We start from the raw sequence: 25,177 nt of genomic DNA, 5'->3' as shown, positions 1-25,177 counted from the left end.
CCGAATGAATGCATCTGCCCGGTCCGGGCAGGTGCACGGAGAGTTTTATGTCGGCTTCTACTCAAACCGCTGTGCTATCTGTCAGCGGTATAGGTAAGACCTACGCGCAACCGGTACTCGGCGGCATCGACCTGACGTTGATGCGCGGCGAAGTACTGGCCCTCACAGGGGAGAACGGCGCGGGGAAAAGTACCCTTTCGAAAATCATCGGCGGCCTGGAAACGCCCACCACTGGGCAGATGCAATTTCAGGGCGAGCGTTATCAGCCGGCCAATCGGACCCAGGCAGAAAAGCTGGGTGTACGCATGGTGATGCAGGAGCTCAACCTTCTGCCAACGCTCTCTGTCGCCGAAAACCTGTTTCTTGACAACCTGCCGCGCCGTGCGGGCTGGATCAATCGCAAACGTCTGCGCGAAGATGCGATTCAGGCCATGGCTCAAGTGGGGCTGGACGCTATCGACCCGGATACGCTGGTCAGCGAGCTGGGCATCGGTCATCAGCAAATGGTCGAGATCGCCCGCAACCTGATCGGTGATTGTCGGGTGCTGATTCTCGACGAGCCGACCGCGATGCTGACCGCTCGGGAGGTCGAGATGTTGTTTGAGCAGATCACCCGCCTGCAGGCGCGCGGTGTATCCATCATCTACATCTCTCACCGTCTTGAAGAACTGCAGCGTGTTGCGCAACGCATTGCTGTACTGCGCGACGGCAAGCTGGTGTGCGTCGATTCCATCGCCAATTACAGCAGCGAGCAGTTGGTGACATTGATGGTCGGGCGCGAGCTGGGTGACAAGATCGATCTGGGCGAGCGCCAGATCGGTGAGGTAGCGCTGAGCCTCAAAGGCCTGAGCCGTGGCGAGAAAGTCCGGGATGTTTCTTTTCAGGTGCGCAAGGGCGAGATTTTCGGTATTTCCGGATTGATCGGTGCCGGGCGCACCGAGCTTCTGCGCCTTATCTATGGTGCCGATCTTGCCGACAGCGGCAGCATCGAGCTGGGGTCACCCCTTCGCAGCGCTTCCATTCGCTCGCCTGCCGACGCTGTTCGTCAGGGTATCGCGTTAATAACTGAAGACCGCAAGGGCGAGGGGCTTTTGCTGACCCAGTCCATCGGCGCCAATATCGCCTTGGGCAATATGGACGCAGTCTCAGCAGGCGGGCTGGTCAAAACCCAGGATGAGATGAGCCTTGCGCAACGGCAGATTGATGCCATGCACATCCGCAGTTCCGGCCCGGCGCAACTGGTGTCGGAGTTGTCTGGTGGCAATCAGCAGAAGGTAGTAATTGGTCGATGGCTCGAGCGTGACTGCCCGATCATGCTGTTCGATGAGCCAACCCGCGGCATCGATGTCGGGGCCAAATTTGATATCTACGGGTTGTTCGGTGAGCTGACCCGTCAGGGCCGGGCGCTGGTCGTGGTCTCCAGTGATTTGCGCGAGCTGATGCTGATCTGTGACCGCATAGGCGTGCTGTCTGCCGGGCGCCTGATCGAAACCTTCGAGCGCGACAGCTGGACCCAGGACGAATTGCTTGCTGCCGCATTTGCCGGCTACCAAAAACGCGACGCGCTGCTCAGTGAAGCTGCGCCGAGGACTGCTTGATGAAAACCTCAACCCCTTCAACGGCTTTGCCTTCAACCGCCAAGCGTGGCGGCACCTATTTTGGCCTGGGGACTTATCTAGGCCTGGCAGGTGCTTTGCTGGCGATGATCGTGTTGTTCTCGCTGCTCAGTGACCACTTTCTCTCGTATGGCACCTTTAGCACCATTGCCAACCAGATCCCAGACTTGATGGTGTTGGCGGTGGGCATGACCTTTGTGCTGATCATCGGCGGTATTGATCTGTCGGTAGGCTCGGTGCTGGCGCTTGCAGCTTCAGCGGTCAGCGTGGCCATTCTCGGCTGGGGCTGGAGTATTTTTCCGGCTGCACTGTTTGGCATGGCGTGCGCCACCCTGGCGGGCACCATCACCGGGTCGATCACTGTTGCCTGGCGCATTCCTTCATTCATCGTGTCATTGGGCGTGCTGGAAATGGCTCGTGGCGTGGCCTACCAGATGACCGACTCGCGCACGGCATACATTGGCGACTCCTATGCCTGGTTATCGAATCCTTTTGCGTTCGGCATCTCTCCATCGTTTGTGATCGCCTTGCTGGTGATTTTCGCCGCTCAGGCGCTGCTCACCCGCACGGTATTCGGGCGTTACCTGATCGGCATTGGCACCAACGAGGAGGCCGTGCGGCTGGCAGGGATCAATCCCAAGCCTTACAAGATTCTGGTGTTTTCGTTGATGGGGCTATTGGCGGGCGTGGCTGCGCTGTTCCAGATTTCCCGTCTGGAGGCGGCTGACCCCAACGCTGGCTCAGGCCTTGAGCTGCAAGTTATCGCCGCAGTGGTCATTGGCGGTACAAGCCTGATGGGCGGGCGCGGTTCAATCATCAGTACCTTTTTTGGCGTACTGATCATTTCCGTGCTGGCGGCCGGACTGGCGCAGATGGGTGCCACAGAGCCGACCAAGCGGATCATTACCGGCGCGGTGATTGTCATCGCGGTGGTGCTCGACACTTATCGCAGTCACCGCGCCAAGCGCAAGGTCTGACATGGCGACGATCAAGGATGTGGCGGCGCTGGCTGGTATTTCCTACACCACGGTTTCTCATGTCCTGAACAAATCCAGGCCCGTGAGCGACGAGGTCAGGATCAAGGTCGAGGCTGCCATTCAGCAACTGGATTATGTGCCTAGCGCTGTCGCTCGCTCCCTCAAGGCCAAGTCGACATCGACCATTGGGCTGCTGATTCCCAATGGCGTGAATCCCTATTTTGCCGAGTTGGCACGAGGCATTGAAGACTACTGCGAGCGCAATGGTTTCTGCGTCATCCTGTGTAACTGCGACGACAACGCGGATAAGCAACGGGGCTATTTGCGGGTACTGCTGGAGAAGCGTGTCGATGGCCTGATCGTGTCTTCAGTGGGCGGTGACCCCGGTCTGGATGGCGGCCTTGCAGGTGTCCGTACGCCCATGGTGGTGGTTGACCGGGAACTCGAAGGCATTGACGCCGATCTGGTGCGCATTGATCACGAGCTGGGTGGCTACCTGGCGACCCGTCATTTGTTGGGGTTGGGTCATAGGCATATCGCCTGCATTCGAGGCCCGTCGCAAACCAGCGTGGCGCGGTTGCGGTTCCGTGGCTATGAGCTGGCCATGGCGCAAGCCGGCATTCACGTAGAGCCTCACTGGATAATCGAAAGCGACTACACCAGTCCGGGGGGCTATCAGGCGGCAGTCGGCCTGTTATCGGGCACCCCCCCGACCGCCATCTTCGCTGGCAATGACATGATCGGGATCGGGGTGCTGCGTGCTGCGGCCGAGCGCGGTATTCAGGTGCCAAGGGATCTGTCAGTGGTGGGGTTCGATGACATCGAAATGAGTCGCTATGTGTATCCGGCCCTGACCACGGTGGGGCAGTCAATTGTCGAGTTGGGTGAGAGCGCCGCGCAGATGTTATTGCGGCGCATATCAGGGGCGTTTGAAGGCGCTACCGAGCAGCGTGTTGTGACGCCGAGCATTGTGTTGCGCGAGTCAACGGCGCCGCCTATTTCATGAATTACATTGAGTAACCGCGATGAGCACAAACAAGAATGCGCACCTGTCGCACGCCCAGGTTGTTGTGGTCGGCAGTTTGAATATGGATCTGGTCACGCGTGCGCAACGCTTGCCGGGTCCGGGGGAAACCTTGAGCGGGGATTCGTTTGCCACAGTATCCGGCGGCAAGGGTGCCAATCAGGCGGTCGCAGCGGCTCGGCTGGGTGCAAGGGTGGCAATGATCGGTTGCGTGGGTGATGACGCCTATGGTGAGCAGTTGCGCACCGCACTGGCGGCTGAGCAGATTGATTGTCAGGGGCTGACCACCGTGGCGGGCGTATCCACCGGCATTGCTTCGATTGTGGTTGATGCCAATGGTCAGAACGCGATCATCATCGTCGCAGGGGGGAACGGCCAGCTGACTCCAGATGTGATTGACCGTTTCGACGCGTTGCTCGGTGCTTCGCAGGTGGTGATTTGTCAGCTGGAAGTGCCGGTGCCCACCGTTGCGCATGTCTTGCGTCGTGCGCGTGAGCTGGGCAAGACCGTTATTCTCAATCCGGCTCCGGCATCTGCTGCGCTGCCCGAACAGTGGTATTCGTTGATTGATTACCTGATTCCCAATGAGACCGAGGCAGCAATACTGAGCGGGATCGTGGTGGACTCTGCGGTGTCCGCAGAGCACGCGGCTCAATCCCTGCTGGCTGCGGGCGCAGGCAAGGTGATCATTACGTTGGGTGAGCAGGGCGCGTTGCTGGCGTCCGCGCAGGGCATCGAACAGTTTTCTGCGCCGCGTGTCACTGCGGTCGACAGCACCGCTGCGGGTGATACATTTGTCGGTGGTTTCGCTGCGGCGCTGGCTCAAGGTCGCACTGAGGCTGAGGCGATTCGTTTCGCACAAAAGGCTGCGGCATTGTCGGTAACCCGAGCGGGTGCGCAGCCTTCCATCCCTGATAGCGCTGAAGTAGAAAGGTTTGACCTCACATGAAAAAAACACCCTTGCTCAACATCGCTCTGTCTCGCGTGATCGCTTCTCTGGGGCACGGCGATATCGTGATGATCGTTGACGCTGGCATGCCTATCCCGGCGGGCGTGGAATTGATTGATCTGGCAGTGACCCGTGGGATGGCCGATTTCGCCAGTGTGCTGGATACCGTATTGAGCGAAATGCAGGTCGAAAGCCATGTGCTGGCCGAAGAGATCATGTTCAAGAAACCGCCCGCTCTGAGTGTTATTGAAGGGCTGAATCTGGACGGTGATCTGGGGGAACAGCGGCTGCTCAGCCATGAGGCCCTCAAGACCCTGAGCAAAAGTGCCAAAGCAATCGTACGTACCGGCGAGTGCGAGCCATACAGCAATATTGCATTGGTCGCCGGTGTGGTTTTCTGATCGTCCGTAATGAACGTTTAATCTGAACAGGGAGTTCGCTATGCAAGCGTTGTGTCTCGGTAAACACTTTCTTCTCAAACAGTTTCTTCGGAGCCTGCTGCTTTTGTCCATTCTCAGTGCAAGCGTTACCTACGCCGCGCAAAAGCGCGATTTGATCATCGACACCGATCCGGGGGCTGATGACGTGGTGGCTTTGTTGCTTGCACTGGCATCGCCCGAGGAGTTGAACGTTCTGGCGATTACTACCGTGGCCGGCAATGTGCGTCTGGACAAAACTTCGCGTAATGCCCGTCTGGCTCGCGAGTGGGCAGGGCGCGAAGACGTGCCGGTGTATGCCGGTGCGTCAAAGCCCTTGGTGCGTACACCGATCTACGCAGAAAATGTTCACGGCCAGGAAGGTTTGCCCGGTGTCCCCGTGCATGAACCCAAGCAAGGGCTGGCTCAGGGCAGTGCGGTGCAATACCTGATCGACACCTTGCGCAAGGCCGAACCGCACAGCATTACCATTGCCATGCTCGGGCCGCAAACCAACCTTGCGCTTGCATTGGTTCAGGACCCTGAGATCACGCAGGGCATCAAGGAAGTTGTGGTGATGGGCGGGGCGCACTTCAATGGCGGTAATATCACGCCGGTTGCCGAATTCAACTTGTTCGCTGACCCACATGCGGCTCAAGTGGTTTTGGCCAGTGGCGTGAAGCTGACCTATCTGCCGCTGGATGTGACCCACAAAATTCTCACCAGTGAGCAGCATCTGAAACAGATTGCAGCGTTGAATAATCAGGCAGGCAAACTGGTAGGCAACATTCTCAATGAGTACGTGAAGCTTGATATGGAGCACTACGGTCTGCCCGGTGGTCCAGTGCATGACGCCAGCGTCATCGCCTGGCTGCTTAAGCCTGAGCTGTTCAGCGGAAGGCAGATCAACGTGGCTATCGATAGTCGCGAAGGCGTAGGCTTTGGTCAGACTGTTGCTGACTGGTACGACACGCTCGGTCGGGACAAAAATGTGTTCTGGGTTGAAAGTGGCGACGCACAGGGCTTCTTCGATCTGTTGACCAGTCGACTCTCACGCCTTAAATAACCGTCCCTTCAGCAGACTGGCTCGTGCGCTTTTTACGCTGTGCCGGTTTCGCTCGGGTAGCGGGCGAGCACTTGCGTGATAAATGCCAGGGCGCCTTCGCTACCTAACTCCTTCACCAGCAAGTCCACGGCAATGATCGCCAGCTCCTCGGGGTTTCCCGGGCTATGTGATGAGTGTCCTTGCGGCCATTTCGCCTTGATGTCTGCATCGATGGATACGACTGCCATTGCTGCCTCGTCTCGTCGTCTTTAGGAAGAGCCTGTGCGCGGATTAGCCTGAGCGGCCGACGCTGAACCCAGTAAAGCATTTCAGGTGCTGTTTGACACTGCGACCTAAGGCTGTACGACTGGGGCAATCAGTGGGCGGGTGCGTAAACTCATGTTTTGTGACGATTTGCTTTCACGTGGGGCAATCAGCTCGGGCAGACTGCGCAGCGGTCTGTAGTGATGGCCTTGAACTGGCCATGTGTTGCAACGAATGAGGTGTGGCGCTGTCGCAAGAGTTCAGCTTTTGTTTATCGGTCAAGGAGTCTGTATGCCGTGGAAAATCTCTTCAGTCGGGTTGGTTGTTGCTTTGTCGTTAATGGCAGGGTGCAGCAGTACGTCTGAACCAGCCGCTCAAGAACCGAGTACGCCAACTGCTGGAGGGCGCTGTGACGCCGCAGGTGCCCAGTTTGCGGTAGGTCAGCAGGCATCAGCTGCCTTGCTGGCTCAAGCGCGAGCGAAGGCGGGTGCGCAAGATGCACGGTTCATTGGGGCCAATGACATGGTCACGCTGGAATATCGCTCCAACCGAGTCAACCTCAACACCGATGCCAATGGCAAGGTTGTGCGGGTCAACTGCGGTTGATTCGAGCTTTTTTGTATCCATAAAAAAACCCCGTCAGTGACGGGGTTTTTTTAGATCGCTCGGATTACTCCGGACGAACCTGAGCAGCTTGCATGCCCTTTTGGCCTTTCTCAGCCACGAAGGAAACGGTTTGGCCTTCTTTCAGGCTTTTGAAACCGTCGCTTTCGATAGCTTTGAAGTGTACGAACAGGTCGTCACCGCCACCCTGTGGGGTGATAAAGCCGAAGCCTTTTTCGTCGTTGAACCATTTTACGGTGCCGGTTTGGCGATTAGACATGGTGAATCTCCAAGAACATAATTTTTTCAGTGTACGTGTTGCTCAGGCCAACTGGGCACACCGGCCTATCATAGTCGAAATGTGGGAATGTAGAACTTTTTCAGTAAGAACTTTGAGCGGTTGTCGTAAGTAAGCTGGGAATAAGTCCGGCGAGCACAGCAGAATTCGGGATGGCGTTGACAAGTGCTGAATCAGTCGGCGGGGCTGAAAGGCACGTATTTCAAGGCTTCCAGATTTTTCGTGAAGTGTTGTTGCAACACGCCCCGCGACGCTCTACGGAATCATATAAATGAATTATTTTTTTATTTAGTGCAGTTTTTGGAAACTAAATCCTTCATTTTTGCAGCCTGTGCAGGGGTTGGTGGCAGATTGTCATTGCTCATTTTTTCAATTTCAGCGCTGCTGAAGTTCTTGCTCACTTGCTCCGCTCCGCACTCGCAATGAGCCTTGGCTGATTTTTCATCCAGCTTCTTACCCGCGGTGGCTACGCAATCATTAATGAATTTTGCTTTAGTTGGGGCGCTCATGGCTGCCTGAGCGCTGAGTGGCACTGCCAGTGCGACAGGGGCGAGCAGGGCTAATAGACGTAGAAGCTTCATGGCGTTTTCCTTTTATGGGGCATAACGAGTTTGCGATGGATTGCACAACCATCTGACGGCCATAACGCGCACCAGTTCAGCGCTTATTCGAACGGAGCGGATATCTGAAGTGCGATTGATTGATCCGGTGTGCGTGTGATCGTGCTGAGCTGTGCTAGGATGCGCGTCCTTTATATCTGCTAGCGCCTGGCTGTTGCTCATTTCGCCGTTGCTACGCAGTTTTTTGTTTAATCCAGTCATCTGGTTCGGTTCAAGGTTGGCCGCAAGGCTCCTGCCACTGTGAGGCAGGCACACCACCGGATCACGTACTGGCTCATCCCAACCCACGTGACCTTTGGTAGGGGTCACCACTAGGAGAGGAGGCGCCATGCCCACCATTACTCTTCCCGACGGCAGTCAACGTTCATTCGATCACCCGGTTTCCGTAGCCGAGGTCGCGCTTTCCATTGGTGCCGGTCTGGCCAAGGCCACCGTTGCAGGAAAAGTCGACGGTCAACTGGTCGATGCCAGCGATCTGATCGAAAAAGATGCCAGCCTGCAAATCATTACCCCCAAGGACCAGGAAGGGCTGGAGATCATCCGCCACTCGTGCGCCCACTTGGTAGGTCATGCGGTCAAGCAGCTGTACCCGACTGCAAAAATGGTTATCGGGCCAGTCATTGATGACGGCTTTTATTACGATATCGCTTACGAGCGCCCGTTCACGCCTGATGACATGGCGGCGATCGAGCAGCGCATGCAGCAACTGATCGAAAAAGATTACGACGTCATCAAGAAGGTGACGCCGCGCGCCGAGGTAATCGACGTTTTCACCGCGCGTCACGAAGATTACAAGCTGCGTCTGGTAGAAGACATGCCAGAGCAGCAGACCATGGGTCTGTACTACCACGAAGAATATGTCGACATGTGCCGCGGTCCGCACGTGCCGAACACTCGCTTCCTCAAATCGTTCAAACTGACCAAGCTGTCCGGTGCTTACTGGCGCGGCGACGCGAAGAACGAGCAGTTGCAACGTGTCTATGGCACCGCCTGGGCCGACAAGAAGCAACTGGCGGCTTACATCCAGCGCATCGAAGAAGCTGAAAAACGCGATCACCGTAAGATCGGCAAGCGTCTCGGCCTGTTTCACACCCAGGAAGAAGCGCCGGGCATGGTGTTTTGGCATCCACAGGGTTGGGCCCTGTATCAGGTGCTTGAGCAGTACATGCGTAAAGTGCAGCGCGAGAATGGTTATCTGGAGATCAAAACTCCGCAGGTGGTGGATCGCTCCCTGTGGGAAAAGTCCGGTCACTGGGCGAACTACGCCGATAACATGTTCACCACTGAGTCCGAGAGCCGCGATTACGCAATCAAACCGATGAACTGCCCATGCCACGTGCAGGTGTTCAATCAGGGCCTGAAAAGCTATCGCGAGCTGCCTATGCGTCTGGCCGAGTTCGGTGCCTGCCACCGTAACGAGCCGTCCGGTGCCCTGCACGGGATCATGCGTGTCCGTGGTTTCACTCAGGACGATGCACACATCTTCTGTACTGAAGACCAGATGCAGGCTGAGTCCGCAGCATTCATCAAGCTGACTCTGGATGTCTATGCCGACTTCGGCTTCAAGGACATCGAACTGAAGCTTTCAACCCGTCCTGAAAAGCGTGTGGGTTCCGATGAGCTGTGGGATCGCGCTGAAAGCGCACTGGCATCGGCACTGGATAGCGCGGGTCTGCCTTATGATCTGCAGCCGGGCGAAGGTGCATTCTACGGTCCGAAGATCGAGTTTTCGTTGAAAGACTGCCTGGGTCGTGTCTGGCAGTGTGGTACTCTGCAGCTCGATTTTAACCTGCCGATTCGTTTGAGTGCCGAATACGTCTCCGAAGACAACAGTCGTAAGCATCCGGTGATGTTGCACCGCGCGATTCTTGGTTCCTTCGAGCGTTTCATCGGGATTCTGATCGAGCACTATGAAGGTGCGTTCCCAGCCTGGCTGGCGCCCACTCAGGCAGTGATCATGAATATCACTGATAAACAGGCAGATTTTGCCCTTGAAGTGGAAAAAATTCTTGCCGAAAGCGGGTTTCGTGCCAAGTCCGACTTGAGAAATGAAAAGATCGGCTTTAAAATCCGTGAGCATACTTTGCTCAAGGTCCCTTATCTCCTCGTGATTGGAGATCGGGAAGTTGAAATGCAAACTGTCGCTGTGCGTACACGCGAAGGTGCAGACCTCGGCTCGATGCCGGTCGCCCAGTTCGCTGAATTCCTCGCACAAGCGGTTTCCCGGCGTGGTCGCCAAGATTCGGAGTAATTACTATTAAGCGTGAAATGAGACAAGATAAACGAGCTGCACCGAAAGCCCCGATCAACGAGAATATCTCGGCACGCGAGGTTCGGTTAATTGGAGCTGAAGGCGAGCAGCTTGGGATTGTGTCAATTGAAGACGCGCTTCTTAAGGCTGAAGAGGCCAAACTGGATCTGGTGGAAATTTCCGCCGATGCAGTACCCCCTGTTTGCAAGCTGATGGACTACGGCAAATCGATCTTCGAAAAGAAGAAGCAGATTGCTGCCGCGAAGAAAAACCAGAAGCAGATTCAGGTTAAAGAAATCAAGTTTCGTCCAGGGACGGAGGAAGGGGATTACCAGGTAAAACTACGCAACCTGGTACGTTTCCTGAGTGACGGGGACAGGGCCAAGGTATCGTTAAGATTCCGCGGTCGTGAGATGGCCCACCAGGAGCTGGGCATGGAACTGTTGAAGCGGGTTGAAGGTGACCTTCTTGAATACGGTTCCGTTGAGCAGCATCCTAAGATGGAAGGACGCCAGCTGATTATGGTCATCGCCCCGAAAAAGAAGAAATAACCACCAGGGCACGGCAGGCCTTGCGGTTATGTTTATCAACTGAATGCGGAGTATCCGAACATGCCAAAGATGAAGACTAAAAGTGGTGCAGCTAAGCGGTTTTTGAAAACTGCTAACGGCATCAAGCACAAACACGCTTTCAAGAGCCACATCCTGACCAAAATGTCGACCAAGCGTAAGCGTCAACTGCGCGGTAGCAGCTTGCTGCATCCGTCTGACGTGGCAAAAGTCGAGCGCATGCTGCGCCTTCGTTAATTTTGATCAAGAATAGAGGAAGTAACTCATGGCTCGTGTAAAGCGTGGCGTCATTGCCCGTAAGCGTCACAAAAAAATTCTGAAACTTGCTAAAGGCTACTACGGCGCGCGTTCACGCGTATTCCGTGTTGCCAAGCAAGCGGTAATCAAGGCAGGCCAATACGCCTACCGTGACCGTCGTCAGAAAAAACGTCAGTTCCGCGCTCTGTGGATCGCTCGTATCAACGCTGGTGCTCGTATCAACGGTCTGTCCTACAGCCGTTTCATCGCCGGCCTGAAAAAAGCGTCCATCGAGATCGACCGTAAGGTTCTGGCTGATCTGGCAGTGAACGAAAAAGCGGCGTTTGCTGCGATTGTCGAGAAAGCTAAAGCCACTTTGGCCTAAGTCCCCGACAATCACTGGGCTCCAGTTTCTGGGGTTCGGTGTTAAACGTCATAAATAGGGGAAGAGCCTTAAAAGCTCTTCCCCTATTTCGTATCTGGAGTCTGTACATGGAAAACCTGGACGCGCTGGTCTCGCAAGCTCTTGAGGCTGTGCAGAGCGCTGAAGATATCAATGCCCTGGAGCAAATCCGGGTTCAATACCTTGGCAAGAAAGGTGAGTTGACTCAGGTGATGAAGACCCTGGGGAATTTGCCTGCAGAAGAGCGTCCGCAAGTTGGCGCCCTGATCAACGTCGCCAAGGAGCGTGTCACAGAGGTTCTCAATACTCGCAAGGCGCAGTTCGAGGAGGCGGATCTTGCCGCCAAACTTGCCGCCGAGTCCATTGACGTGACCCTGCCTGGCCGCGGTCAGACCTCAGGCGGTCTGCATCCTGTTACCCGTACTCTGGAACGCATCGAACAATTCTTCACTCACATTGGCTACGGCATTGCCGAAGGTCCTGAGGTGGAAGACGATTACCACAACTTCGAAGCGCTCAACATCCCAGGCCACCACCCGGCCCGGTCGATGCACGACACCTTCTACTTCAATGCGAACATGCTGCTGCGCACCCATACCTCCCCGGTACAGGTCCGCACCATGGAATCACAGCGTCCGCCGATCCGCATTGTCTGCCCGGGTCGCGTGTACCGCAGCGACTCCGATATTACTCACTCGCCGATGTTCCATCAGGTCGAAGGCCTGCTGGTCGATCGCGACATCAACTTCGCCGACCTTAAAGGAACGATCGAAGAGTTTCTGCGCGTGTTCTTCGAAAAAGAACTGGCCGTGCGTTTCCGTCCGTCTTACTTCCCGTTCACCGAGCCTTCCGCTGAAGTCGACATGGAATGTGTGATGTGCAGCGGCAAAGGCTGCCGTGTCTGCAAGCAGACTGGCTGGCTGGAAGTGATGGGCTGCGGCATGGTTCACCCGAACGTGCTGCGTATGTCTGGCATCGACCCTGAAGAGTTCTCGGGCTTTGCCTTCGGCATGGGCGTGGAGCGTCTGGCCATGCTGCGTTACGGCGTCAACGACTTGCGTCTGTTCTTCGACAACGACTTGCGGTTCCTCGCGCAATTTCGCTGAGGCGCTTCGCGACAGCCTGCCACTGGCCGCTGTCGCAGAGCACTGGAGTCGCCCGTAACGCATTTTTTTGGAGAGCAGGATGAAATTCAGTGAACAATGGTTGCGCGGCTGGGTAAGCCCGCAAGTATCCCGCGACGAGCTGGTTGCTCGTTTATCGATGGCCGGCCTTGAAGTCGACAGCGTCACTCCGGCTGCTGGTGTATTCAGCGGCGTAATCGTCGGCGAAGTGCTGAGCACCGAGCAACACCCCGATGCCGACAAGCTGCGCGTATGTCAGGTCAGCAACGGTTCGGAAACCTTTCAGGTCGTCTGCGGCGCGCCCAACGTGCGTCCGGGTCTGAAGATTCCATTCGCCATGATCGGTGCCGAGTTGCCGGGCGATTTCAAGATCAAGAAAGCCAAGCTGCGTGGCGTCGAATCCAACGGCATGCTGTGCTCTCAATCCGAGCTGCAAGTGGGTGAGGGCAATGACGGTTTGATGGAGCTGCCAGCCGATGCGCCGGTGGGTGAAGACTTCCGTGTGTACCTTGAGCTGGATGATGCCAGCATCGAAGTCGACCTGACGCCAAACCGTGGCGACTGCCTGTCGCTGGCGGGTCTGGCTCGTGAAGTCGGCGCGCTCTACGCGGCTCCGGTGACTGTCCCGGCTGTTGCCGCTGTTCCTGTGACACACGATGAAGTGCGTCCGGTCGAAGTCTTGGCCACTAACGCTTGCCCGCGTTACCTCGGTCGTGTGATTCGCAATGTAGACCTGTCGCGTCCTACCCCGTTGTGGATGGTTGAGCGTCTGCGCCGTTCCGACATTCGCAGCATCGATGCCGTGGTCGACATCACCAACTATGTGATGATCGAACTGGGTCAGCCGCTGCACGCGTTTGATCTGGCCGAAATCCACGGTGGCATTCGTGTGCGCATGGCAGAAGAGGGCGAGAAGCTCGTTCTGCTGGACGGTCAGGAAGTCAGCCTGCGTGCAGATACGCTGGTTATCGCTGACCACCAGCGTGCTCTGGCCATCGCCGGTGTGATGGGCGGGGAGCACAGCGGTGTTTCCAGCACGACTCGTGACGTATTCCTCGAAAGCGCGTTCTTCGACCAGATCGCCGTCGCGGGCAAAGCCCGGTCGTATGGTCTGCACACCGATGCTTCGCATCGCTATGAGCGCGGTGTTGACTGGCAACTGGCGCGCAAAGCCATGGAGCGGGCCACTGGCCTGCTGCTGGAAATCACTGGTGGCGAGGCTGGTCCCGTCATCGAGGCTGTCAGCGAAAAAGATCTGCCGTCGATCGCGCCTGTGACGCTGCGTGCCGAGCGTATCGAGCAGATGTTGGGCCTGAAAATGGACCCTGCTGAAGTTGAAGGTCTGTTGACCGGCCTGGGCTTGGCCGTTTCCTCTGAAGCGGCAGCACAGTGGCGCGTTGAAGTCCCAAGTCATCGCTTCGATATCAGCCTTGAAGTCGACCTGATCGAAGAGTTGGCCCGTTTGTACGGTTACAATCGCCTGCCGGTTCGTTATCCGCAGGCGCGTCTGGCACCACAAGCCAAAGCTGAGGCTCGTAGCAATCTGCCTGAGCTGCGTCGCCTGTTGGTCGCTCGCGGCTATCAGGAAGCGATCACTTATAGCTTCATCGATCCCAAGCAGTTCGAGCTGTTCAGCCCTGGCGCTGAGCCGTTGCTGCTGGCAAACCCGATCTCCAATGACATGGCTGCGATGCGCGCCTCGTTGTGGCCGGGTCTGGTCAAGTCTTTGCAACACAACCTCAACCGTCAGCAGGATCGTGTCCGTCTGTTCGAAAGCGGCCTGCGTTTTGTCGGTCAGCTGGATGGTTTGAAGCAGGAGCCGATGCTGGCCGGTGTTGTGTGTGGCAGTCGTATGCCGGAAGGATGGGCGCAGGGTCGTGATGTAGTCGACTTCTTCGACGTCAAGGCGGATGTTGAAGCCATTCTGGGCTTCGCCGGTGCGCTCAATGCATTCACTTTTGTGCCGGGCAAGCATCCTGCGTTGCACCCTGGCCAGACTGCTCGCATTGAGCGCGACGGTCGTGAAGCAGGTTACGTCGGTGCTATTCACCCTGAGTTGTCGAAAACATTGGGTCTGGATCGTCCAATCTTCGTATTCGAGCTGATTCTGGCTGAAGTGGCACTGGGTAAAATGCCTGAATTCCAGGAGTTATCGCGCTTTCCTGAAGTTCGGCGTGACTTGGCGTTGCTGGCTGATGAGTGTGTTCCAGCCACCGCAGTTCTTGACGTTATTCGAGAAAATGCAGGCGAATGGCTCACAGACCTCAGGCTATTTGACGTTTATCAGGGTAAAGGCATTGATCCGCATAGAAAAAGCCTTGCAGTTGGCTTGACCTGGCAGCATCCATCGCGCACTCTTAACGACGATGAGGTCAATGCGGCGACGCATAAAATCCTCACCTCACTCGAGGAAAGGTTAAACGCCACGTTAAGGAAGTAGCGTATGGGGGCTCTGACGAAAGCTGAGATGGCCGAACGTCTGTACGAAGAGCTGGGCCTGAATAAACGAGAAGCCAAGGAATTGGTGGAGCTGTTCTTCGAGGAAATCAGGCACGCTCTGGAAGATAACGAACAGGTCAAATTGTCCGGTTTCGGCAATTTTGACTTGCGAGATAAACGCCAGCGGCCTGGTAGAAATCCGAAGACCGGGGAAGAAATTCCTATCACGGCTCGCCGTGTTGTCACGTTCCGTCCAGGGCAGAAGTTGAAGGCCCGAGTTGAGGCTTATGCTGGAACCAAGTCATAACGACGAGTTACCGCCGATCCCAGGCAAACGCTACTTCACCATTGGCGAGGTAAGCGAACTCTGCGCGGTGAAACCGCACGTTTTGCGCTATTGGGAACAGGAATTTCCTCAGCTCAACCCCGTTAAACGACGCGGTAACCGCCGGTATTATCAACGCGAAGACGTGTTGATGATCCGGCAGATCCGCGGCTTGCTCTACGAGCAAGGCTTCACCATTGGTGGTGCGCGGTTGCGCATGACTAGCGGCGAACCCAAGGATGACGCCCAGGAATACAAGCAGTTGATCCAGCAAATGATCGTAGAGCTGGAAGACGTCCTGGTGGTTCTGGGCAAGTAGAAATCGCCCGGATACTTCCATAATTCAAAAGCTTAGGTTATATTCCTCGAAGTTTTCGCAGCATGGGAAACAGATACACGCCTAGTCGGGGCGTAGCGCAGCCCGGTAGCGCACTTGCATGGGGTGCAAGGGGTCGAGTGTTCGAATCACTCCGTCCCGACCATATTCTCTGAGTAAAATCAGACACTTAAGCCGGTTATCTCAACCGGCTTTTTTGTGCATGTGCAAAACTGGCGCAAAACTCAACGCCCCCCGGACCATTTACGATGCTCATGAGTGGCCATTTCTGTCCTCAATGCGTCTCACCCCCTGCTGATGACTGCCGCTCCAAGCAGCCGATTTCTTCCATAGCCCTCGTGATAGCGACGCCTTAATACTTTCAACCAACTGTGATCGAAGACTCATCGTCCGAGGGTGGGCCTCTCCACCAATATGCAGGATGACAACTGTTATGGATTTCGGCACAGGCAAATAACTCGCACTCCAGTGATTAACGTCAGTCTTGACCGAATGGCGGTGCAACATCGAGCTTTGGCATTGCTTCCCGGATTGTCTTGCGAGTGGGGAACAACTGTCGCGCCAATCAACTGACTAATGCTGGTTGTTGAAGGCGCGGATGAAAATGAATATTTCGATTGGTTCGCGTCTTCAGCGCTCAAGATGTCATCATTGCGCCTGAATGAATTTTGACAGGTGCAATGATGGGATTTATCAAGAAAGGGTTGCCACTGGTGTTGGCTTTGCTGGTAGTAACCAATACTGCAACTGCGGCAACACACGCCAAGCATTCAAACGGAGTTCCTGACAGCTTGATCACCGCTGATTATGTAGAGAGCAGCGCGGGCGATGAGCCCTATCTGATCAAGTGCAACCCGCACCCAAAGCGAATTATTCTGTTTTTGCATACATGGTCCGGCGACTACTAGCAGGTGAAGACCGCTTTCCCTGAACTGGCAAGCCTCGAAGGCGCGTGTATTGTCTCGCCAAATTTCAATGGCCCGAACACCACAGCCCAGGCTCTTGGCTCTAACGACACGCTGTCGCGTATTGACGCCGTGGTGAATAACGCTCAAGAGAAGACTGGTCTTAAGCGCGTCGACATCTCGGCGGTTTCTGGGGGCACAATGCAAGCCCTGAGTTACATGGGAAAATATCCGGGTAAGGTTCACGCGGCATCTATATGGCTGGTCATCTACGATCTCGCATCGCTCTACGACACGACCCAGGATCAACAGCTCAAGGACAATATGCTGGCCGTCCTTGGCGCAGCGCCGGCAGGGCCGGATGATCCTGCATACCTGGAGCGGTCGCCGCGCGCTCGGCTGTCCACTATCAAAGGGCCGTCGAAAATGATCATGAACGTTGGCACGTTGGATATCAGTACACCGGGTTTGCAGGCGCTGCTGGCGAAGAATCATATTAACTCGGTTTCAAAAGACATAAGCGTTACCATCAAGACATGGCCGATTACGCACGAGTTTGCCGCACCCATTCGGCAGGAAGCGCTCAAGCAGTTAATGTTTAAATGACCGTATTGTTCTAGACATAAACCCAAGCCAAGCCCGATCGGCTTGGCTTGTCGTGGCATCGGTTCATGTCTTTAAGTTTGCGATACAAAGGAAAAGTCCAGGATGCAATATCGGCGCGAGATAGACGGCTTAAGAGCGATAGCAGTAATTCCAGTAATACTGTTTCACGCTGGTTTCAGTTTTTTTTGTGGCGGCTTTGTTGGTGTTGACATATTTTTTGTAATTAGCGGGTACCTGATATCCTCGATAATATATCAAGACCTGAAGCAGGGCCGCTTTTCGTTTGTTGATTTTTACGAGCGCCGATCAAGGCGAATACTTCCTGCGCTATATTTTGTACTTCTCTCAACCGTGCCGTTCTCGATAGCTTGGCTACAAGCTTCCGATCTTAAAGATTACTTTGAAAGTCTTTCCGCCGTATCTGTATTTTCCTCGAATATTTTATTCTGGAGCGAAAGCGGTTATTTTGATACGGCAGCTGAATTAAAGCCTCTGCTTCATACATGGAGCCTCGCGGTTGAGGAGCAGTATTACCTCTTGGCTCCGTTGTTGATTTATTGCATCTGGAGAAGTAGAAAAAGCTTATATGTAGCCTTTTCATTGCTGTTGTTCCTAAGCCTGATCGGTGCGGAGTGGGCATCCGCACAAAGCCCATCAGCTGGATTTTTCTTGTTGCCCACGCGGGCATGGGAGCTTTTAATCGGGGGGCTCTGCGCTGTCTACCTAAGCTCGCCCAATCAGCGTGGCGTGTCGATGCGCTGGAGAGAGGCTGGCGCGTTGCTAGGCCTGATCCTGATCGGCGTAGCGACATTTACGTTCAGTAAGGACACCCCATTTCCGGGGCTTTATGCCTTGGTGCCTACACTTGGCGCTGCGCTGATAATCCTATGCGCTGAAAACACAATCGTAGGTAGGCTCCTGGCTGCAAAATACCTGGTTGGAGTGGGCTTGATCAGCTACAGCGCCTACCTGTGGCATCAACCGCTTTTCTCGTTTGCTAGACATCGAAGCATGAACGAGCCGTCCCAAGCGGTGTTCATTGGCTTTATCGGTTTGTCTATGTTCCTTGCCTATTTGAGTTGGCGCTATGTCGAGGCCCCATTCCGCGCAAGGGGGAACATATCCAGGTCTTGGATATTTATCATGGCCGCTGTCGGTCTGGTCGGGATATTTACGATGGGGCTTTATGGCCGTACTTATTTGGTGAAAGAAAACACCCCAGTACTGGCCTGGGCTACAAACGGTGGAGTGCCTCAGAAGCTTCGCGGGGTTTCAATGAATGGTTCTGACTGTTCAGGGCGCGATCCCGGGGAAGCATGCCGGATAACCAAAGGTCCGTATGATAGAACGTTCGTGATTGTCGGTGATTCGCATGCGCGCGGTATGACGCAATCAATCGAGCCTCTTCTCGAGCAGTACCGTGTAAGGATGGTAGATCTAACCTCAAGCGGCTGTCCGCTCCTGCCACGTCTCAGTGTTTTCGCCAATGGCGCGGTCTTCAACCGCTGCGATCCGGACTATCAGGAAAAACGGCTTGCCCAACTCAGATCACTTTCGCCGTCGACGGTGATTTTAATCTCACGGTTTACCTCCTACATTCGAGGTCAGGGGTTCAATAACACCGTTGGAGGTAACGAAATTGGCCTCTCGTATTACGCAGCAACAGCTCAAGGGGTAGGGGTTGAGCAAAGAACCGATGAGATTGGCGTGTCTTTTGATCGTGCCCTCAAGAAGCTGATTGAAATGGGGCACAGGGTTGTCGTGGTCGGGCCCGCTGCACCTCCTGGCTGGGATCCGTTGGCACGGCTTTATCGGATCGAGCGCCTTGGTGCTGCCAACTCGAACGAAGAAAGGCAAGCGCTTATGAGGGTTCCATATACCGCTGTCCAAGCATGGGATGTTCCAGCGAGGAAAGTAATTGATAAGGCAGTCAGAGATAATCCGGGCGTGATTTTTGTGGATCCAGACGAGATCACTTGCGCCGATGGGTATTGCACAAGCATCACAAGTGATTCGATTTTGTATTCTGACTCAAATCATTTGTCCTTGGTCGCGAACCAGGCGCTGTTTAAGCTAATAATGGAGTCGCTCGAAAAATAGAAGCGCTTCCCGTGCATGTGGCGCCTGGCTGCACCTTACAGGTACAATCAGCGCCCTATGCACAGCACGGATCGTTGCACAATGGACAGTCTGGTTAAAGAGTACGCTTACCGAGCCATAAAGAGTGCTCAGCTCGTCACAGCCCCATTCCCACACATCTACGTGGAGAAAGTTTTACCGGATGATTTTTATTCCGAACTTCTTCTCAAGCTTCCTCCTGATGATGATTACGATGTTTATCCCGCCCCCTACGAGCAGCGGCATTTTATCCAGCTTTCACCCAGCAGAACTCAGAAGCTAACAGACGCTGTGTCTTTATTCTGGAAAGAATTCGAAGCATGGATTCACTCGCAAGAGTTTCTAGATGTTTTAGTTGAGAAATTTGGCAGACGACTTAAAGTAAATCACAAGTACCGAGAGAAGGATCTTGTAAAGAACTCTGTGTCCGAAGATGATGTGCGAGTAAGTCCGCGCTCCTTGCTGGTTCGTGATTACCAAAACTTTGCGCTGGGTCCCCATACCGATAGCGAAAGCAAATTCATTGTGGGGGCATTTTACTTTCCTAAAGATGACACTCTTCGGGATTTTGGTACGAGCATCTACGTACCAAAGGATCCGGGGGTTACGTCTTGGTCTTCGCCTCATATGAAGCATGAGGATTTCCATCTGGTCAAGACGTTCGAGAACCGCCCGAACACCATGCTGGTATTCATGAAGACTGACCACTCGTGGCATGGTGTCGAGCGAAAACAACATTCAAATGTCGGGCGTGATGTTCTGTTCTGGATTCCGCAGATTGGTGCTGCGGCAGGAGCCGAGATTCCTCTTCAGCTTTCGAAAAAATGGTTTAGTAAACCATCATTTACTGATCGAGTTGCAACGAAGTTGAACTTGTAACCTACGTTGGATTAAACGAAACCCGTCAAGTGCGGGTTTTTTATTAGCTGCAGAAGAGCATGATCGTATCTAAAAAAACGCGACATCTTCGCCCGCATGCTATGAGGGAGAGGCTCGTTGTAAGGGTCTGAACGGCCAGATCGCCGTGGCTTGACCATTCGCAAGCATGTGGAGAAGTGGGTCTCGACTAGTTTTGTGCGAAGTGTATTTCGTTTGGCAGTGATGTCGCTGTGCATCTCGACAAGCTTGGCCGCGCTCGGCCTTTGGAGGGATAAGTCTTCTTGAAGCGGTCGGCGTTCGAATCTCTCCGTCCCGACCATTTAATTCAATGACTTAGCCACCTTCGGGTGGCTTTTTCATTTCTGTCCATAGAGCTCACAAGCCAACAGCGATTCCACAATGGCTTGAGCAGAGCAAGCATCCGCATATTCAACGCGTGGTCTGGCCCGCTACGGTTAAAGAAAGTGGAGATGGCCCGCTATGACCCCTCCGGGCTTGATAGAAAAGAACTAAATATCATGTCTGCCGTCGGGTCCGGCTAGCAACTATGCTGAAGATGGTGTTTCATGCGGTCGAATTTTCAGGATTGTCGGACAATGAGACTGGACGAGCAGTATTTCGAGGATTTTCGGTGCGTTGCCTGCAACTGCAATCCTTTTGACCCAAGCGATGGGACCACCAGTGGCCTGTTTGGAATTGAGGATCTGGTTGGCGAACAATGTGCAGGGTGCGGCCATTCAATGAGCCTTGATGACCTTGAGGCGATGACTCATGCGGCAGAACTTCACATGATCAGATCGCTGTTCTCTCCGGGCTGAAGGCTGCTTCACACGCCGCAGACTTGGTATGACCAGCATTTTTGCTCAATCTTGTCGCATAGCCTGAATCAGGCGATGCCGATCAAGATTGAAGGTCGTATTTTAAGATTTGTCTTAAATCCACAGCATGCTCTCCTTATTAAGATGTAAGCGTTCCCCCGGCGGCCAGGGCAACTCAACTCAATCCGTAAAGCAGTCTGGGTCGTCGGGGGAGCATCGATTTTTGGTTTTGTAAGTCTTAGGATGCGCTACAACGCTAATTCATCCTGAGGCTACGCAAACCTCCATGCACTCATCCAGACCCTTGCCCTCCAGTCAAACCACACTCCGTAACAGACTTCAAAGCGGCGTCATCGAATTGCCGGTGCATTACATGCGCGGTGGTACGTCGACGGGTGTTGTGATCTGGGAGCCGTTGTTACCCAGTGACGAAGGGTTGCGTGCGGAGTTGCTGCGTCACCTGATGGGTGTCCCCCAATCTGGAAATCAACCGGGTAATCGCCAGATCACCGGCTTGGGGCGAGGGCCTGCCACCAGTAATAAAGTATTCCTGGCAAGGATCGAAGAAACACCTACAGGTCCTCGGATTGTGAGCACGCTCGCGCAGTTAGCCAGCGATCACAGCGCCATCGACTGGAGTGTGAACTGCGGCAACATGTCGTCTGCTTTGCCGCTCTGGGCCATTGATAGCGGGCTGATAGAAGCACCCGCCAGCGGCGTGTTTGAGGTTGAAATCAAAAACACCAATACCGGCGTGGTGACGTTTGCGCGGATGTATCGCGACGACCAAGGGCGTTTCATAAATGCTGAAATTCCGGGCGTCCAGGGCGCATTCCCCAGTGTGGACCTGTTTCTCCAGTCTCCCGTAGGCAACAAGACCGGTGCGTTTTTACCGACGGGCAATGTGCTGGACACGATCAGTGGACACGACGTTTCCTGTGTCGATGTTGCGGTGCCAATGGTGATTGCCGACGCGGCCAGTTTCGGCAAGACCGGCCATGAACCCATCTCGGAGCTTGAAGCTGATTCGACATTCATGGCGCGGCTAAGGCAAGTCTGGATTGAGGCGGGTCTCAAAATGAAACTTCGCCGTCGCGACGGTGAGCTCATGAGCCTCACAGACCTCGAGCGAAGCGAGACCGTACCCAAGGTGTGTATCGTCGGCGCTCCGCGTCACGGCGGCAACATCGCCGTTCGTTACTTCACGCCTCAGACCGGCCATGCGTCGATGGCCGTTTCCGGCGGTTGCTGTCTGGCCGCAGCTTGCCTGCTTCCCGGGACCGTTGCCTCAAAAATCGCAGTGGGCATTGCTCAGCCTGGCGAGAGGTTTTCGGACATCGAAGTGAGTATCGAGAATCCGGCTGGCAAACTGGACACAACGGTCAGCGCAAGGACCGAAGGCCGTCGCATCGACATCAAAGCCGCTGCGTATCGCCGAAGCGCGCAAATACTGATGCGCGGATATGCACCGTTGTACAGAGCTTCTGCCGGGTTGATCGAAGCAATGGGGGAGAGGGCTCAGGACTAGAAGCAGCAAATTACAGGCAAAAGAAAAGCCCGCGATGGGGATCAACGGGCTTAAAGTCATGAAGGAGCTGGGTTAAACATACGGGGCAGGGCGTGAAAAAGTCGTGAATATTTTGTGCAGTGTTTTTCACATAACTTGCTTTGCCTTCGTGCGTCACCGACCCTCGCCATATATCCCGTTCAGGATCACAAGCTCAAACACTGCCACGATAATGCACAGGGTCACGAACCCGGCGCTGAAAACACGTTTTCGGTTCGATGAGTAATCGCCGGTCCACGATCCCTCTATGAAAAAGCTGACTATCAATAGACAGGCCAACAGTGCCCGGCTCTTGGTCTTTTCCGTGAATCCTCTGCGTTCCCATTGGGCCATCTGACCAATCCGTACCTGCTTCAATCTGGCGCAGATTCTACACCGTCAATACCGCGGTATGGATTAGCTATTACGCACCATGCGATAGTTAAAATATTGTCATCGTGAGAGAGGTCAATCGGTTAGCATCGCGACGATCAAACAGTGTGCTTCTCACATTGAGAAAGGACTATCAGATGTTCACCAGAGCCCTCGTTCCGCTGATGTTGGTTGCATCGATAAGCCAGGCGGCGCCAACTGTGAAAATTTTCAACTGGACGGATTATTTCGCGCCGGACACGCTGAAGAACTTCCAGAAAGAAACCGGTATTGCCTCCACTTATGACACTTACTCGCGTAACGAGGCGCTCGACGAAGTGCTCAAAGCCCGAAACTCCGGTTACGACATTGTGGTGCCGTCGAGTCATTTTCTGGCCCGGCAGATCCAGCGCGGGGACCTGCAGAAACTGGATAAAAGCCAACTGCCTAACTGGAAGAACCTGAATCCGGTTCTACTTCAGGCGTTGGCAGGGGTTGATCCAGGTAACGCCTATGCGTTCCCGTATCTGTGGGGCACGACGGGGATCGGTTACAACGCTGATAAGGTCCAGGCTGTGCTTGGTAAAGATGCACCGCTTACCTCTTGGGATGTGATCTTCAAGCCCGAAAACATCAAGAAGCTGTCCCAATGCGGGATCGCCATGGTCGACAGTGCCGCCAGTGTGGTGCCCATTGCACTTAACTATTTGAACCTGTCGCCAGACAGCAAAAATGTGGCTGATTATTCTGAGGCCAAAGCGGCTTTGCTCGCCATTCGCCCCTATGTACGCTATTTCAACTCGACGGATTACATCGCGGATCTGGCCAGCGGCAAGATTTGCGTCGCCGTCGGTTATTCAGGGGACGTCATGTTGGCGCAGCATCAGGCGCAGGATGCAGGCAAAGGGGTGGATATCCGATACGCATTGCCCAAGGAGGGTTCGCCGATGTGGTTTGACATGATGGCCATGCCTGCAGATGCACCCGATAAAAAGGCCGCTTATGCCTTCATGAACTACATACTCGATCCGAAGGTGATCAGTAGCGTTTCCAACTACCTGCATTATCCGAACGGCAATGATAAGTCCGAAGCATTGGTTGAGCCCTCGGTGCACAACAACATTGCCATCTACCCGGATGCGGATACGCTCAGCACCTTGTTCGCTCTGCAGGCAATACCTCCAGATATTGAGACGCTAAGGGCACGAGTCTGGGCTGAAGCTAAGGCCGGTCAGTGATCTTTGTGATCAGACGCGATTTTGCCGCACCTGCTGCATCAACCAGTCGCGAAAAAGCAGTGCGTGCTGTTGTCGGGATTTACGCTCTGGGCTGACCACCCAATATGATTCCCCCGAGCGTACCGGATTGCCAAATGGCATGTGAAGTTCGCCCCGTTGCAGTTCTCGTTCGACGTAATGAATGGGCACCACCGCAAGCCCCAGGCCGCTGACGGCGGCACTGATGAGCATCTCGCTCTGGGAAAATCGAACGCCCTGAATCAGCCCCGTGCCGACGCACCCCGAAGCGCGCAGCCACTGCAGCCACAGGCTGGGTCTGCTTGCGTTTTGCAGCGTGGGTATTTTGGAGAAGTCCAGTTGGTCCCGGGTTTCGCCCAGAGGAATCAATCTGGGTGATGCCACTACGACTAACTCCTCAGCAAACAACTCCTGTGCTCTGGCCTCGCTCCAAGCGCCTGTGCCGCGCATGATGGTGATATCGAAGCGGCAGGTCTTGAAGTCGATATCGGCCTCGATCGGGTTGACCTCAACGGGTATTTCCGGTGCTTGCCGAACGAAGTTTTCCAGCCGTGGCGCGAGCCAGCGGGACACGAAGGTCGGATTGGCGCCGATCATCAACGAAGCATCCGCTTTGCGGCCGCGCACCAGATCAATGGAGACTTCTTCGAGCCGGTTAAGCATTGGCACCACATCCTGAACATACTTGCTGCCTGCATCGGTGAGGATCAGACGGGAACCCGAGCGCTCGAACAGGCGCATGCCCAGGAACTGTTCGAGATTGGTGATCTGGCGACTGACACCGCTTTGCGTCACAGCCAGATCCTCCGCCGCCCGGGTGAAGTTCAAATGCCGTGCCGAGGCTTCAAAAGCCTGCAACGCAGAGAGCGAGGGTAAAAATCGGCGCATGGCATTGATCCTGAGTGTGGGCGCCATGATTTTTAGTCATGACGAAACCATTTTTCAAGGCTTCAGTTGTAAAAAGCTTTGTGTCATCAATAGGTCATGCAAATTTGTGCCCGGTCTGAAGGCTCGGTCGTACGCGACACCCGGCGCATCCCCGCATCGCAGACAGCCTGCGCCTGGATACAGATTGATTACGCAGCACTGAGCAGAAGTCATCTGCCAACAATAAGTCGAACAGCGCAGCGACACTGTCGAATGCGCCGTCCAATCGACAATTGCGTCACCTGTCTTTTTT

25 protein-coding genes and 1 tRNA gene are annotated in these 25,177 nt (G+C 54.7%); 22 read left to right on the top strand and 4 right to left on the bottom strand.

Going from position 1 to position 25,177, the window contains the following annotated elements; genetic code table 11:
- Positions 1 to 47 precede the first annotated feature (47 nt).
- Genes AUC60_RS05125 through AUC60_RS05100 form a run of 6 tightly spaced genes read left to right on the top strand, consistent with a single transcriptional unit; the run spans position 48 to position 6,048 of the window.
- The gene (locus AUC60_RS05125) at positions 48 to 1,598 is read left to right on the top strand and encodes a sugar ABC transporter ATP-binding protein (protein WP_087265020.1); all 1,551 of its coding nucleotides are present in this window, start codon (positions 48 to 50) and stop codon (positions 1,596 to 1,598) included.
- Positions 1,598 to 2,593 (top strand): ABC transporter permease, encoded by a 996-nt coding sequence (locus AUC60_RS05120; RefSeq protein WP_087265019.1) that lies wholly within the window; start codon positions 1,598 to 1,600, stop codon positions 2,591 to 2,593. Before AUC60_RS05125 ends, AUC60_RS05120 begins: the two co-directional genes overlap by 1 nt.
- 1 nt (position 2,594) lies before the next feature.
- Positions 2,595 to 3,599 (top strand): LacI family DNA-binding transcriptional regulator, encoded by a 1,005-nt coding sequence (locus tag AUC60_RS05115; RefSeq protein WP_087265018.1) that lies wholly within the window; start codon positions 2,595 to 2,597, stop codon positions 3,597 to 3,599.
- Positions 3,600 to 3,618: 19 nt separating this feature from the next.
- The gene (gene rbsK / locus AUC60_RS05110; RefSeq protein WP_087265017.1) at positions 3,619 to 4,566 is read left to right on the top strand and encodes a ribokinase; all 948 of its coding nucleotides are present in this window, start codon (positions 3,619 to 3,621) and stop codon (positions 4,564 to 4,566) included.
- Positions 4,563 to 4,967 carry a D-ribose pyranase gene (gene rbsD / locus AUC60_RS05105; protein ID WP_087265016.1) on the top strand — a complete coding sequence of 135 codons (405 nt, stop codon included), beginning with the start codon at positions 4,563 to 4,565 and terminating at the stop codon, positions 4,965 to 4,967. Before rbsK ends, rbsD begins: the two co-directional genes overlap by 4 nt.
- 40 nt (positions 4,968 to 5,007) lie before the next feature.
- Entirely contained in the window at positions 5,008 to 6,048 is a 1,041-nt protein-coding gene (locus AUC60_RS05100; protein ID WP_087265015.1) for a nucleoside hydrolase, read from the top strand.
- A 32-nt stretch (positions 6,049 to 6,080) separates the two neighbouring features.
- On the opposite strand, the gene AUC60_RS05095 is transcribed toward AUC60_RS05100, so the two are convergent.
- The gene (locus AUC60_RS05095) at positions 6,081 to 6,275 is read right to left on the bottom strand and encodes a hypothetical protein (RefSeq protein WP_087265014.1); all 195 of its coding nucleotides are present in this window, start codon (positions 6,273 to 6,275) and stop codon (positions 6,081 to 6,083) included.
- A 307-nt stretch (positions 6,276 to 6,582) separates the two neighbouring features.
- Between AUC60_RS05095 and AUC60_RS05090 the strand changes: the two genes are divergently transcribed.
- Positions 6,583 to 6,897: an I78 family peptidase inhibitor gene (locus AUC60_RS05090; RefSeq protein ID WP_087265013.1), complete on the top strand. Its 315-nt coding sequence runs from the start codon at positions 6,583 to 6,585 to the stop codon at positions 6,895 to 6,897.
- A 64-nt stretch (positions 6,898 to 6,961) separates the two neighbouring features.
- On the opposite strand, the gene AUC60_RS05085 is transcribed toward AUC60_RS05090, so the two are convergent.
- Together AUC60_RS05085 and AUC60_RS05080 are read right to left on the bottom strand one after the other, a co-directional pair.
- The gene (locus AUC60_RS05085) at positions 6,962 to 7,174 is read right to left on the bottom strand and encodes a cold-shock protein (RefSeq protein WP_003179963.1); all 213 of its coding nucleotides are present in this window, start codon (positions 7,172 to 7,174) and stop codon (positions 6,962 to 6,964) included.
- 302 nt (positions 7,175 to 7,476) lie between these two features.
- The gene (locus AUC60_RS05080; protein WP_087265012.1) at positions 7,477 to 7,773 is read right to left on the bottom strand and encodes a hypothetical protein; all 297 of its coding nucleotides are present in this window, start codon (positions 7,771 to 7,773) and stop codon (positions 7,477 to 7,479) included.
- 367 nt (positions 7,774 to 8,140) lie between these two features.
- Between AUC60_RS05080 and thrS the strand changes: the two genes are divergently transcribed.
- From thrS to AUC60_RS04995, 15 genes are all read left to right on the top strand, one after another.
- Positions 8,141 to 10,063 (top strand): threonine--tRNA ligase, encoded by a 1,923-nt coding sequence (thrS, locus tag AUC60_RS05075; RefSeq protein ID WP_087265011.1) that lies wholly within the window; start codon positions 8,141 to 8,143, stop codon positions 10,061 to 10,063.
- Entirely contained in the window at positions 10,063 to 10,614 is a 552-nt protein-coding gene (gene infC, locus AUC60_RS05070; protein WP_169857083.1) for a translation initiation factor IF-3, read from the top strand. Before thrS ends, infC begins: the two co-directional genes overlap by 1 nt.
- Positions 10,615 to 10,674: 60 nt before the next feature.
- Entirely contained in the window at positions 10,675 to 10,869 is a 195-nt protein-coding gene (gene rpmI / locus AUC60_RS05065) for a 50S ribosomal protein L35 (protein WP_002553160.1), read from the top strand.
- Between the two features lie 28 nt (positions 10,870 to 10,897).
- Positions 10,898 to 11,254 (top strand): 50S ribosomal protein L20, encoded by a 357-nt coding sequence (rplT, locus tag AUC60_RS05060; RefSeq protein WP_007905879.1) that lies wholly within the window; start codon positions 10,898 to 10,900, stop codon positions 11,252 to 11,254.
- A 107-nt stretch (positions 11,255 to 11,361) separates the two neighbouring features.
- Positions 11,362 to 12,378, top strand: a complete 1,017-nt coding sequence (gene pheS / locus AUC60_RS05055) for a phenylalanine--tRNA ligase subunit alpha (RefSeq protein WP_087265010.1) — start codon at positions 11,362 to 11,364, stop codon at positions 12,376 to 12,378.
- A 79-nt stretch (positions 12,379 to 12,457) separates the two neighbouring features.
- Positions 12,458 to 14,836, top strand: a complete 2,379-nt coding sequence (gene pheT, locus AUC60_RS05050) for a phenylalanine--tRNA ligase subunit beta (RefSeq protein ID WP_087265009.1) — start codon at positions 12,458 to 12,460, stop codon at positions 14,834 to 14,836.
- A gap of 3 nt (positions 14,837 to 14,839) precedes the next feature.
- Positions 14,840 to 15,142 (top strand): integration host factor subunit alpha, encoded by a 303-nt coding sequence (ihfA, locus tag AUC60_RS05045; protein WP_002553164.1) that lies wholly within the window; start codon positions 14,840 to 14,842, stop codon positions 15,140 to 15,142.
- Positions 15,123 to 15,479, top strand: a complete 357-nt coding sequence (locus tag AUC60_RS05040) for a MerR family transcriptional regulator (RefSeq protein ID WP_087265008.1) — start codon at positions 15,123 to 15,125, stop codon at positions 15,477 to 15,479. Before ihfA ends, AUC60_RS05040 begins: the two co-directional genes overlap by 20 nt.
- Before the next feature lie 86 nt (positions 15,480 to 15,565).
- Positions 15,566 to 15,642 (top strand) — tRNA-Pro (locus AUC60_RS05035).
- A 538-nt stretch (positions 15,643 to 16,180) separates the two neighbouring features.
- Positions 16,181 to 16,405 carry a hypothetical protein gene (locus tag AUC60_RS05030; protein WP_087265007.1) on the top strand — a complete coding sequence of 75 codons (225 nt, stop codon included), beginning with the start codon at positions 16,181 to 16,183 and terminating at the stop codon, positions 16,403 to 16,405.
- Between the two features lie 3 nt (positions 16,406 to 16,408).
- Complete coding sequence (locus AUC60_RS05025) at positions 16,409 to 17,008, top strand: alpha/beta hydrolase (protein WP_087265006.1); 600 nt, start codon at positions 16,409 to 16,411, stop codon at positions 17,006 to 17,008.
- 102 nt (positions 17,009 to 17,110) lie between these two features.
- Positions 17,111 to 19,108: an acyltransferase family protein gene (locus AUC60_RS05020; protein ID WP_087265005.1), complete on the top strand. Its 1,998-nt coding sequence runs from the start codon at positions 17,111 to 17,113 to the stop codon at positions 19,106 to 19,108.
- An 81-nt stretch (positions 19,109 to 19,189) separates the two neighbouring features.
- The gene (locus tag AUC60_RS05015; RefSeq protein WP_087265004.1) at positions 19,190 to 20,005 is read left to right on the top strand and encodes a hypothetical protein; all 816 of its coding nucleotides are present in this window, start codon (positions 19,190 to 19,192) and stop codon (positions 20,003 to 20,005) included.
- A 1,104-nt stretch (positions 20,006 to 21,109) separates the two neighbouring features.
- Positions 21,110 to 22,351, top strand: a complete 1,242-nt coding sequence (locus AUC60_RS05005; RefSeq protein ID WP_087265002.1) for a PrpF domain-containing protein — start codon at positions 21,110 to 21,112, stop codon at positions 22,349 to 22,351.
- 548 nt (positions 22,352 to 22,899) lie between these two features.
- Entirely contained in the window at positions 22,900 to 23,979 is a 1,080-nt protein-coding gene (locus AUC60_RS04995; protein WP_087265000.1) for a polyamine ABC transporter substrate-binding protein, read from the top strand.
- A gap of 9 nt (positions 23,980 to 23,988) precedes the next feature.
- On the opposite strand, the gene AUC60_RS04990 is transcribed toward AUC60_RS04995, so the two are convergent.
- On the bottom strand, positions 23,989 to 24,885 hold the full coding sequence (locus AUC60_RS04990; protein WP_087264999.1) for a LysR substrate-binding domain-containing protein: 897 nt from the start codon (positions 24,883 to 24,885) through the stop codon (positions 23,989 to 23,991).
- Between the last annotated feature and the right edge of the window lie 292 nt (positions 24,886 to 25,177).

The organism is Pseudomonas caspiana (assembly GCF_002158995.1).
In the GTDB taxonomy this organism is placed as follows: domain Bacteria; phylum Pseudomonadota; class Gammaproteobacteria; order Pseudomonadales; family Pseudomonadaceae; genus Aquipseudomonas; species Aquipseudomonas caspiana.
The sequence above is the reverse complement of the archived record's forward strand: the minus strand, read 5'-3'. Positions and strand labels throughout refer to the sequence as shown.